At 50.1% G+C, this 11,575-nt stretch carries 11 protein-coding genes; 5 read left to right on the forward strand and 6 right to left on the reverse strand.

Features of this window, described 5'->3' with window-relative positions; genetic code table 11:
• The coding region (locus HU735_RS26405) for a Kiwa anti-phage protein KwaB-like domain-containing protein (protein WP_186716410.1) at positions 1–784 on the forward strand (784 nt) is incomplete at its 5' end.
• A gap of 270 nt (positions 785–1,054) precedes the next feature.
• On the opposite strand, the gene HU735_RS26410 is transcribed toward HU735_RS26405, so the two are convergent.
• Both HU735_RS26410 and HU735_RS26415 read right to left on the reverse strand, forming a co-directional pair.
• Positions 1,055–1,984, reverse strand: coding sequence for a hypothetical protein (locus HU735_RS26410; protein WP_186716411.1), 930 nt, complete (start codon positions 1,982–1,984; stop codon positions 1,055–1,057).
• The gene (locus tag HU735_RS26415; RefSeq protein ID WP_186716412.1) at positions 1,981–3,438 is read right to left on the reverse strand and encodes a hypothetical protein; all 1,458 of its coding nucleotides are present in this window, start codon (positions 3,436–3,438) and stop codon (positions 1,981–1,983) included. Before HU735_RS26415 ends, HU735_RS26410 begins: the two co-directional genes overlap by 4 nt.
• Before the next feature lie 821 nt (positions 3,439–4,259).
• Between HU735_RS26415 and HU735_RS26420 the strand changes: the two genes are divergently transcribed.
• The 3 genes from HU735_RS26420 to HU735_RS26430 all read left to right on the forward strand — a co-directional run bounded on the left by HU735_RS26420 (position 4,260) and on the right by HU735_RS26430 (position 8,509).
• Complete coding sequence (locus HU735_RS26420) at positions 4,260–4,700, forward strand: hypothetical protein (RefSeq protein WP_186716413.1); 441 nt, start codon at positions 4,260–4,262, stop codon at positions 4,698–4,700.
• A gap of 1,306 nt (positions 4,701–6,006) precedes the next feature.
• Positions 6,007–7,527: a hypothetical protein gene (locus tag HU735_RS26425; protein ID WP_186716415.1), complete on the forward strand. Its 1,521-nt coding sequence runs from the start codon at positions 6,007–6,009 to the stop codon at positions 7,525–7,527.
• Positions 7,528–7,777: 250 nt separating this feature from the next.
• On the forward strand, positions 7,778–8,509 hold the full coding sequence (locus tag HU735_RS26430; RefSeq protein WP_346655381.1) for a hypothetical protein: 732 nt from the start codon (positions 7,778–7,780) through the stop codon (positions 8,507–8,509).
• A 39-nt stretch (positions 8,510–8,548) separates the two neighbouring features.
• Here the strand turns inward: HU735_RS26430 and HU735_RS26435 are convergent, their stop codons facing one another.
• The 4 genes from HU735_RS26435 to HU735_RS26450 all read right to left on the reverse strand — a co-directional run bounded on the left by HU735_RS26435 (position 8,549) and on the right by HU735_RS26450 (position 10,978).
• Positions 8,549–8,827 (reverse strand): hypothetical protein, encoded by a 279-nt coding sequence (locus tag HU735_RS26435; protein WP_186716417.1) that lies wholly within the window; start codon positions 8,825–8,827, stop codon positions 8,549–8,551.
• A gap of 128 nt (positions 8,828–8,955) precedes the next feature.
• Positions 8,956–9,546, reverse strand: a complete 591-nt coding sequence (locus HU735_RS26440; RefSeq protein WP_186716419.1) for a hypothetical protein — start codon at positions 9,544–9,546, stop codon at positions 8,956–8,958.
• Positions 9,547–10,085: 539 nt separating this feature from the next.
• The gene (locus tag HU735_RS26445; protein ID WP_186716421.1) at positions 10,086–10,451 is read right to left on the reverse strand and encodes a hypothetical protein; all 366 of its coding nucleotides are present in this window, start codon (positions 10,449–10,451) and stop codon (positions 10,086–10,088) included.
• Positions 10,448–10,978, reverse strand: coding sequence for a hypothetical protein (locus HU735_RS26450; RefSeq protein ID WP_186716422.1), 531 nt, complete (start codon positions 10,976–10,978; stop codon positions 10,448–10,450). Before HU735_RS26450 ends, HU735_RS26445 begins: the two co-directional genes overlap by 4 nt.
• Before the next feature lie 19 nt (positions 10,979–10,997).
• Between HU735_RS26450 and HU735_RS26455 the strand changes: the two genes are divergently transcribed.
• A complete protein-coding gene (locus tag HU735_RS26455) occupies positions 10,998–11,399 on the forward strand; it encodes a hypothetical protein (protein WP_186716423.1) in 402 nt (133 codons plus the stop codon).
• Positions 11,400–11,575: the final 176 nt, after the last annotated feature.

Below are 11,575 nucleotides of genomic sequence, written 5' to 3' on the forward strand. Positions count from 1 at the left end.
CTCCAGAGGCTCCGGTGAGGTTTCAAAGGTTTTCATACAGAACCTAGACGCCAGCAAAGAGATTAACGATTTTTTCAAAACGTCGGTTAAAACTCAGGTAAGCCGCTATCTGGACGCAGGTACAACCCCGCAGAACTATGCTGTCATTGGCGATGATATGCCCCGCTCGCTGTACATCTACAAAGATGCCAGCAAGCTAAAGCTGTCCGAGCAAACCTGGAAGAAAATGCTGGATGGGAGCGCCATCAGCTCCGCAACATCTTTAGGCCAGATCAAAAAGAACATTTTATTTTACTGCGTAAAGGCGACGGTGTCTGTCGATGGCGAAGTAAAATCTGTCATACTCTTCAAGAAAATAACTCAATCTAGCGTTGCCACTGACGAGCCTCAAAAACTCTTCCATAAGCTCAAGGCCAGTTTTGACTCTAGCGACCCTAAGCTTGTTCCAGTGCAACCGCAGCACATTACATTTGAGGACAAATTCGACTGTGCCTTGATCGAAGACTCATTCCTTATTTTCTCAAAGCCTAATTTTGAAAAAATCGTTGAACTCGAGGACGAGTTCACCGAACAAACTAAAGAAACCCTCACGACCATAGAAGCGCAGAATGTTATTCAAGGCATGGATATACTCCAAGCCGAAATCATTTCCAAACCTTCTCTTATGAGAACACTGGTTAACATCACAAAAAACGAGAACCACAGCACTATCGGCGCTACAGAAATAGCAAAAATGAAGCAAATGCTCATGGATTATTATGGCCAGGAGCTGAAAGTCACGTAAGACGGCAAACCTCTCATTGAGAATAAAGATGACGCCGCTACACTGCTTATGCTGCTGAACGATTACTACAAGCAAGGTTTGGTTACGGGAAAAACTTACGACTCTAATTCGGACAGTATTCTTCAGCGAAAGACTCCATAAGTAGCGCTTACATATCGCTGTGAACCGGACACGCCAATTTTCCGGTCACAGCGAAGCTGATCAGAGCAACCTGAGGCCGACCAACAGTTTTTCGTAAATCAGACTGAAAAACTCTATCACGCCCTGCAATCAGGTAAGATCAACGCCAAACTGCTTAGCTAGGCATAAACGAGCCTTGCCATAAGGAACTTCTTTATATTCGCCAGGCTTAAACTCCAGCTGATCTTCTAACTCAACATCAAAATCAAGACCATCTTCGTAAAATTTTTGCCTGGCAGGTAGGCCTCGCAGACGCTTAGCTAAATAATAAGCACGACCTGAGTAAGCAGCATAACGGCTTTTTAATTGGAAGGTCTTTATGGAGCAGGCCGACATATTGTGATTTTTAGTTGAAATTAACTCTAAAGCATATTGTTCACGTGGCAGACTAAACGCAGAAAATTCGGCAAGTTTAGCAGCTGCCGCTGGAACGGGCACCAGTGAGAATTCAATAGACTCCTCATCAATCAAAGGATTGAGGTGAGGCAGCTCAGAAAAATCTATTTCACCTTTCATCTGAGGGCCATTGCACTTTTCACAGCAGGGAATAAAATTAAATAGGGAAAGCGCAAGGAACGGATATTCAGCTTTACCAAAGTAATGATCAATAGGCGGGCGATAGCCCTTTGTATCCTCATCCGGTAGGCAAGTGCCAGTCTCAACCGTTTGACAGTAACAACACACCTTGTAACGAGCCTGCGAACAAAGATGATATGCCGTCCAAGGCTTTGAGGATTTTGCGGAGAAAGCATCATAATCAAAAATCCTCTTCATTCTTTCAATAGCACAACCTCTAAACAATTCACCATTAAAAAAACTAAAGAAATTCTTAATACACTGCTGAAGATCTGGTGGGCGCCCGTATACAATGAGATCTTTATTGGCGGAAATAAAACTTATCACCATACTTTCCACATATGATCCCTCGAATTTAGCTATTCCTTTCGCGATTACTTCTTCGAGAAAACTTGCATGTTCTTCAACAGATGCAACCCAAACATCTGAGATACTGATAATCATGAGTAATCACCCCGCTTAAGCACAGCTCGTATAGCGTCATCGCCAATCTCATCAATTAAGCTGCGATCCTGCGGAGTCAACTTATTTTTACGCATTTTGGCATAAAGTTGATTTATTTTAGCCGCAGCAAAAGCACCAAGCGCACTCGACTCGAACGACCCTGCAATCACCTCTTCGATAGGGGCGCCAAATGTTTTCGCATCGATACCGGAATCTTCATCATCATCCAGATTTGTAACAAACAACCCTGGTATATCCGCTGCCACAATAGGCGAATGAGTGGCAAGTATCACCTGGAGGCTTTGAAGACCATAGTCTCTCTTTAAAGTCCCGAGAAATCTATCAAGCAGCGTAATATACTGCCTTTGCCAATCCAAATGCAAAAAAGCATCACCCTCATCAATAAGCAAAACGATTGACCGAAGCTTCTGCTCTACCGCACCTGCGACTGCATCCTCTATACATGCAAACTGGTCTATAAGTGCCTGCAGACCAGAACTGAGCATAGGCCACTCAACCTTGATCGGTGTTCTGTACTGACGCACAGCATCAAATTGCTCAATACCGTCTACAGAGAAAGTAATCGCACGCTCCGATTGATCAAGCGCCATCGCATACATTCTAATGGCCTCAGTGCTTCTATCGACCAGCTCAGACACATATAGCATACCATCGCGATGATTAGCGCCCCCCACCAAACCTACGTAGCTCAATAAAGAAACAACATAATCTGCATCATGCTCTTCATTATTAGAATAAAGATATTCAATGACTGCAAGAAAGTGAATATGCTCCTCATAGGGAAGATGATCCAACATATACCTATGCACTAAAACAGAAATATCCTGGATGCACTTCTCGATTTTTTTGTCAAGATCTTTAACGGCCTCCGAACCTATTGAAGCACTAGCCTCAACCTCATCCAGCTTCGAACAAAGCGCCTGAAGCCTTGAATCAGTCAAATATTCGACTACACCCCTGAGCTCAGGAATAATTACCGAACGATAAATATTCTTCGAGTATGACAGCTTCGCCGTAAGATGTACATTTACGTCCAACGCGCCGGCAATGGATATAAGCTTAGCCATACGACCATGTTGATCATATGAGGATTTATCATCATCCATCATAGGTGATGCATCGATGAATCCTGCGCGATCATTAATTTTTCGCCTGTATGGCAAACCCGAATAATAGATGGCTGCGAAATTGTGATGGTGACGCCTCAGGGTAATGAAATCGCCTCCTCCTTTCAGGTAAATGTTTGTATTGCTTCGTCCTGGTCCTGATACTGCTTCCGCAATCATAGTTAATAATCGCGTTTTGCCTGATCCATTTTTGCCAAGAAGCAGGGTAAGTGAATCAACCTCAAAAAGCTTTCCAACTTTCAAGGTTTTTGCTGAAATCAGCTCCAGCAATCGATCTTCAAAACGCAACCCTACTATAGTAGGCATATTCAATCCTTTCGCAATACGCCCCAAGGTTCACATCCCCTTGTGCGTCATCCCTCTTGAAGAAGTAATCAATCACTTATCAGCGACTGAGCACCGTAGTGGCAGCATGATATCTAAAGCACATGGCATTGCGAAGGGCCGACCTTGATCTACTGGCTCTGACTGAAGTTTTGAAGTCACACAAGGTAGATTAGGCACCCGGGTAATGTGAGAGAGCTGCAATCAGCTACAACTCAGAAACGCCAGTTCGCCCGCTGTCAAGCAAGATCTGTTGATCACTCGCTCTGGTGCGTGACCACGTCAATAAGCATATATTGACAGCCAAGACCGTCGTTCAGACAGGTCTCTCAATGCATTTCCCATCCGACTGAAGAGAAGGCGGCGCAGTGGCTCTACCTGGCTTTATTAAATCCAAATCGCAGCGCAGGCTATTCGTAGGGTTCAGCCTTCTGCTGGTGATCACGTGCCTTGCTGCTGCTCTTGCCATAGCGTGGGGTGAACCCGGGCCAAATTGGTTGCGGGACACGCTGAACGGCCTGCTGCTGTCACTCGTTGCCAGTGGAGTCTTCGCCTTGTTCTCGATTGGGTACATGGCATATTTTTTAGATCCCGGGGAAGAGCGAGACAACATCGTGGTCTTACCTCAAGACCTCAAGTGAGAGCTGGACAGGATTGCGACCGAGGCCAAGGACTATAAGGTCTACGTCCGTACAGGGCGCTACTTCCGTTCACATACTCTATCAAGGCTCATCGAGCGAGCCAGGTCAACAAGACGCCCGGTCAACATCGAAGTCATCCTGCTCGATTTCCGCGATCATCAAATGTGCGATCTGTATGCGCGATTCCGTAAAGACACCTTCGATGGCCACCTATGGAGCATAGAAAGCGCCAGGGCTGAGATCCTCGCGACCGCAGCAGCGCTGGCTAAAGCGGCCCTGGACAACTCGTCACTGGTCACAGCGTCCTTGTATCTCAGCAGTCGTCTCTCTGTCTTCAGGATCAAGGGCAGCGCTGAAGAGTTGTTGGTCACCCGAGAGGGCCCCAAAGACTTTGCGTACAAATTCCACGATAGCCATCCCGACCACGCGGCATACCTGACCGAATTCATGTGGGTTCGTGACACGGCTTCTCGCATCGACTTACCACGGACTACTCCATCAGGAAGCCTGCTTGCAGCCATGTTCGGCCAGGAAGAAGTGACTCCAGAGGTAGAGCAAGCTGTGAATGATGCTCTTGCCAGGAAGGCTCCGTATGCCAGCTGAACTCGATGCCCTGTTGCGGAGACCCTTGGCTTGGGAAGCGCCGGTACCAACACTGCGGGCAGCCCTACGAAGATGGATTTCTGATACGAATCCGTCATGCCTGCTGCACCCTCACGGCTTTCACGTATTGCTGCTGGAACGTAGCGAGGGTGAAGAGTGGAGATTGCACCTTTGGCCTCCAACTGCGCGGCAAAGCACGGGAATGCCTGCTCGGATCCACACACATGACCGCAATGTAGAGAGCCGCATCCTGAAGGGGAGCCTGCTAAATCTGGACTACCGCCCTGTAGTGACGAACGAGCATGGGCATCCTCTGTACTCGGTCACATACTCGGGCGACAGGTACGTGGGTAACACATCGAATGTGCTCCAGAATACAGGCGAAAGGATCTCAATTACCCAGACAGGCAGCAGGGAGCTCGGAATCGGTGATCACTACCAACTCGAACGGCATACCTACCACGAGGCCATAGTCCCAGAACACCAAGCCACGATAGCTCTGGTTTGCATGCATAGCCGGGATCCTGAGCCTATCATGGTCGTTGGGTTGGATGGATACCCTGAGGAGGTTGCATTTGAAAGGACGAAAAATAAAGGCTCAATCTTCCTAGAACACCTCTGAAAAGCACTAGAAAATTCGCCGAATGAGCTGCTGACCCATCAGTCATAAACACCGACGAACGGTCTTGCCAGGCAACATCCCTCTTGACCTAGCCGAGGAAAATCAGTCTGATTATGCCAACTCGAACCCAGCGTGCCAGGTGAAAACGTGGACGTATCTACTGATCAGACCATAGCAGAACTCCAGGAGATCGCTGATAGCCTCTTGGAAAGCTGTGGGCCAGTAGATGAGCAGCCACTGCGCTCCTTTAGCGAAGGAGCAAAAGGTCTCTCAGGCTTCATAGAGTACATCCGCAACACGCTTGAACAAGCTCAAGATTACGCTCGACGCTGCAAGGCTAAAGCTAAAGTCTGGATTGAGCATTTGAGGGTAGTCCACCGTACTATCCGCCGAGCTCAATTTCTTCTCTCTAAGCTAGTCCGCATTGACGTACACGCCTTAGTAGCTCGCATCCGCTTGTATTTCTCTCATTTGGCTTGCATTCGAGTTCCTCTCTTCGAATATGGGCCAGAGCTTTCGGGCTACCGCCACCGCTTCCGCTAATCCTTCCACTTAGAAATAACACACCTGTGGTTAGGTAGGCTCACCCTACCCCACTATTTCTATGGCCGGCATCCAGCCTGGCTCGGATATTCGTGCCCCGCGAAATCGCGACAAGGCATGAGCTGAAGGAAGCGACACAAAATGACTCAACGAATCAAAACCCTAGACCACGTCTCCAGAGACATTGCTACCACGATACAGGCGAGGGGTGGCTTGTACGACGAAGCCGTCATCACCGACGATTTCTACAAACACCTGTTCGAAAACGCTGTGGCCCATTTTGCCCACCTCACGAGGTTGGCAATGGAGCGTTACTACGACCAGACGGGCAGGACGTTGAAATTCGGGGTCGTAAATACCGCAGCAATCGGCGGTTTTGCATGCGTGGGTGAAGAGGACATCGACTTCATCGGTATCCATTTCGGAACCATTTCCCTGGTATCCGCAATCTTCACCCGGATGCTTAGCAACCCGAACATCCTGGCTGGCGTAGGCGATACCAGCTTGGAAGCCAATGCTGGCTACACACACTTCATCCCAGCTCAAGAAGACCTGACAGCCTTCTCGCCCTGCAGGCCAGCATGCCGGGTAAGGAGCGCGTTCGCTAAACATCTCACACTGACTGGCCTGGACTTCATCTTCGGTCATGAGATCACTCACATTACGAATGGCCACCTCGGCGTAATCAATCAGACGAGGCATTCAGATCCGGAGATGCGGCGCCCCGCGCTTACACCTCTCGAAAACCAAGCAATTGAACTGGATGCAGACATCGGCGCAACCCAGTGGACGTTGATGTTTACTGAACTTGTCAGAAACTCGCGCTCCAAACTCAGTGTCGAGGGTTCTGACCCACTGAGTATCTCGTGGCGCGAGTTCTATGCCACAGAGCTCAACACGGTCGGTTTCTGCTTCATGGCAAGCTACCTCACTCTCAGGGTGCTGAGCCCCGACTACTGGAATCCAACTAGTCAGGAAAAAATCTTGCAGCCCCTGCCTCCATACAGAATGGGGTCGCTCATGCCGCTCTACGCCAGCGTCCTTGTAGATTTTCATGGCATGACGTTTGAAAAGGCGCAGCAATACGTCTACGCGTTCTGCATCGGCTCTGAGAGGGCCTTGGCTAACCTTCTAGCCGAATCTGGCCAAGGTGAAGCCAACATGAGGGCAATCGATAGCTTCTTCAATGAAGTAGGCGCCTACAACGATAAGGTTCAGGATGCCTACGACACGCTGGGAAAAGAGCTGAGCGTATTCGCAATGAAAGAAACCACCAAAGCGACCCATCCCCGGCCCAGAACTTGCGACTACGTGGTTCTGAAAGGGTTCAAGCATGACGCTGAGTTCATAGGCATTCTCGAGGCGAAACACTCCGAAACCTCCCCGAAAAGACTCGACATGCAGTGTTTTTTCAAAGGGCGTGGAATGCCCACTGGGATGCCCTTCCCCCTCAATTTCTACCCTGACTTCGAAGGCGACATGATCGACGAGGCCTTGACGGCTGATGGCATGAACTATGTTGCCCAAATAGAGGGAGTCACCGACCTCCAGACGGTCGAGCTTTCTTCCATCTCGGACAAGACTGATCTCCTCCACTTCGCTCTGGAGAACAGCGAATGCTTCAAGCTTAAAGAGGATCTGATTACGCTCCTGGGGGCGTAATCTCTCAGAACAAGGTAAGCCACCCAGATCCAATGGCGGTGGCTTACCTTTCCAGGGTCAGAATTCCAAGCCTCTAGCTTCTGTGATTTCCTTCCGATGGCGCCTTCGACGAACCACTCAGCCTCAAACCCTCTTAACCTTCATGCCGCCTGCATGGAATCTAAGCCGGCTCACACAGCTCGCAGACCAACTGCCTGTTCTCATAGCGGCCATAGGTTGTGTGGCGGTCGACTATCCGAGCAGGATGGTAGTGCGCCTTGATGCATTCTGGTGGCAGATCGACATCAACATCGAAGGGATCGTAGCTGAGTCGGTAGCCGCTGCACTGAGCCCGGAAAAGCTGAAGCCGATCATCGACAAGAACGTCGAAAGCGCGGTCACGAGCGCGATCAAGGAGCAGTTCAGCTACAACTCGCCGCTCAAGAAACTGCTGGAAGAGAGCTTGGCCGGCGCCATGCCTACCAAAATTTCGGGACTGGGCCGATACGGGGATCTGGTGCTCAAGACCGTCTCCTCGATGATCAATGACTACCAGGAACAGGCGCTACGCCAGACCATCACGGAAAAGCTCGCCAAGGTGCTTGAGCCACTACCAGCTCGAATCAAGCTCTCAGAGCTGATCGACCAGTTGACCAGGGCCTTCGAAGACAGCCACCTCCGCGACAAGCATGGTAGCGAGGCGCCGACCTTCATCATCGAGAAAGGCACGGGCTACTCGTCCACCTCCGAATACTGGCACCTCTATGCCGATGCCAACGAGGGGGTGGACAAGTATTCCTGTCAGGTGCAGATGGCGTTCACTAGCGAGGGTGAATGCTACTCCCTGCGTGTTGGCGAGACGGACATGAAAAAGTCGCTGATTCTTGGCAGCGCGTACGGCGCCGAGGCCCTGGTGCTGAACCTATACACGGGCGGCACCAAGGTTGAATACGAGCAGATGTACGTCGGCGACATCCGCTACAGCGAAGAAGCCTACGACTGACACTACTACGCTGCCCGCAGCGCTTTAGGAATCCGCCCCTTATACCTGGCAGACCCCGTTGGCTCGGTTCTTACCGGTATACGAGACATCAGGCGAGCCATCCGGGTTGATCGACAGCGAGATAGTCACGTCGCTGCCCTTGGCTTCGAAGTAGTTGTCGTTGAACTTCTTCAGCTTTCCTTCCTTGCCATTGATGTAGATCGGACCGCCCTTGTCGGCGTGCACCTCGATGTTTCCTGGGCATGTGGCGTTCATCAGCGGGACAGCCTGGGCCGCGCTTGAGGCCGCCAGCAAAGCGCCTATCAGTAGTCGCTTCATTTCAAGCTCCTTGGTGGATTGACCGAGGGAAGCAATAGCCCATTTCGACGCTACCCGCCAGCGCCCCCCCTATTTCAGGATATACGCCGTAACAATCGTAGCTTGATAAAAATTAGGGTTCAACCTACTTAGCCTTGACCACCAAAGAACTTGTACGCGACGACTGCAATTAAGCCCACAAGAGCTATCCCACCCGTAACAAGTACAACTACAGCCGCAAACTTCATCCGTCGAAAAACAGCCTCACCATCTTTAACTCGGCTCCACTCCTTTTTAAACACAACCGAGAAATCATGAACCAACACCTCACACAGTTGCGACGAAACCTTTTGACCTTGCCCCATTGAATTCTCTAACTCTCGCACTTTAGCGATAAGACCGGCGTGCTCATTAGGGTTCAGCCTTAGCACTATCCTATTGCAAAGCGAATCGATCTTAGCGTATTCCTTCTGATGTTGCTTCCAAAATTCGTTAATCTGACCCTGACCTTCTTTCGCTTCAAGATCAAAGTCAATAGTTACCTCGAAAACACCTTCTAAAACGTTGAGTTCACCAAGAAGCTCCGACACATCATTTCGCAGCGATTCAATCCAGGCCTGGCGAAATTCAGATGTTTTATTTTCTTTACTTAAAACAGTCACAACAAAAGTAATTAGTGCAGCGATAAGCGCAGCCACTACCGGCCCAATAATTGGAATGAAGTCTTTGATTTGTTCCATAAGCATAGCTCCGGGCTAAATGCCGAAATATACCGGCTAGGCCCCACCATGACTATCACCTACGGAAGCGTCTGCAGCGGCATTGAAGCTGCGACAGTAGCCTTGCACCCGCTGGGCTAGCTCTCCCCGCACCACAAATCCCTACACCACTTAAACGAATCACGCCCCATGAGCGGCGGCAAAGACAGTACGGCCAGGGCTGCAACCGAGTTGGCTACATGCCCTGCATGATGTGCTCGAAGAATGAACTGCGCGAGATCGCCACCGAGTGGCCAGAGGAAGTGTCTCGGGTTCGCAAATGGGAACGTTTGGTCAGCGTCGCCAGCAAGCGTGGAGCGGTCACTTTCTTTGCGACCGTCACCGATCCCACCGCTAAGCCTACTGACAAGGTCGCCGCAGCGACCCACCGCATTGGCCGCATCGTCGACTGGGCCAACACCTCTCGCGGAGGTCGCCAGTTCGACATGGTTGATCTAATAGCGCACACAGATGGCGGGAATCGGTGCGCTTCTTCTTATGGACTTTGCGAGTAGCCCGCTCTAGTCAAGTAGATCATTAAGGAGCGAGTCGATATTAGAGGCATTGTTACGAGCCACCTCATACAGCTGCCTAAGCATCGGAGAATACTGAGAGTAGTCACTTACAATGATGCCAGCCACCTCAACCCCAAAATGAACAGAATTAGTCCAACTAGAATTCTCTTCATCATGCCAATATTTTTCCCTCTGCTCAAAAATAACTAAATTTTTACCCTTATACCTTGCCTCTAGATATACAGGTACAAAATTATCAGTTGCCCTGGTCAGAGATGGCGGCGGTTGATCAACTCTCCAGCTAATATCGCCGCGATACGTGGCCTTAAGAACCTGCTCAACCAATTGAGCCATCTTGTCTTCAGTATTCACCGCTGCCTCCAATTCGAATCTTTATGCCCACTTTCAACCTGGACAATCATGCTATTCAGGTCGCGTGCGATTTCCCAGGCGTCGGCCTGGGTTATTTCTGAAACCTTGCCAGAAAAGAAATAAAACCGCCTTCTCTCGACCTTGGCCAAAACAATTGTCAACGATCTTTTTTCATCCGACTTCAATTTCCCCTTAAGATTACTGAGCCGACCTTTAATCTGTGATATCGCCAAATGTACGCGCTGAGCATCACCAGTAGAGTTTTCCCATTCTCGAATTGCCTTTAGTAACTCCTCAGAATCTTTCGAGATCTCTGGAAGTATTTCACCTATGCGAACTCGATTAAAAAAATACTCCTTAAGTGCCCTGGCCTGCCAACCGACCCAGCCGGTAATAATGAAACCAAGCACCGAAAGCACGTCAGCAGCTCCACTGAACCAGCTAGGCAACGCCAAATCTCCCATCGCCAACTCCCTATAAGCCACCCTGCTTCCGCACTCCCTCTCCTCCTTGATTATGCCATTCATGAACGCCTGAGGTATCCCCATGCCCACAGAAAACCGATCCAGCAACACAGAGATGGTCAGCGTGCCGCGCCATACGCTCGAAAACGTACTTAATGACGGTAGCTGCAAGGCTGAAGTACACGCCGCATTCATTCAGGCGCGGAACGACATCAAAAGGCTCTTGACCCTACCAGCCGAGCAGCAGCAGGGAGAGCCGGTCGTATCGATCCCCGAAGAGTACTGCCTCATGCCCAGGCGACTCACGGCTGAGAACGGAGCCAAAGCCCTCTTGCTTGGCGAATTCAAGCTAAATGTCGTGCGCGAATGCCCGATCTTGAAGAGCCGGTGGAAGGCTGCGATGTATGCGATGGAGAGGGCGAGTTCGCGCAAAGCCACACGATCCCTTGGGATCAGATCAAGTTCATCTACAGCGAGGCTGTGAAGGGTCTCGCCCTCCAGCCGAACGCAACCCGCAAGCCATAATGACAACCGGAGTACAAAAGTACTCCGCGCAGCTTTAGCCCCTCTCCCCTCTATTCACTGCCGCGACATGACGGCACGGAGAACCACCCTAGGTTCTGTATGAAAACCTTTGAAACCTCACCGGAGCCTCTGGAA

The organism is Pseudomonas sp. BW16M2 (genome assembly GCF_014268865.1).
In the GTDB taxonomy this organism is placed as follows: domain Bacteria; phylum Pseudomonadota; class Gammaproteobacteria; order Pseudomonadales; family Pseudomonadaceae; genus Aquipseudomonas; species Aquipseudomonas peradeniyensis.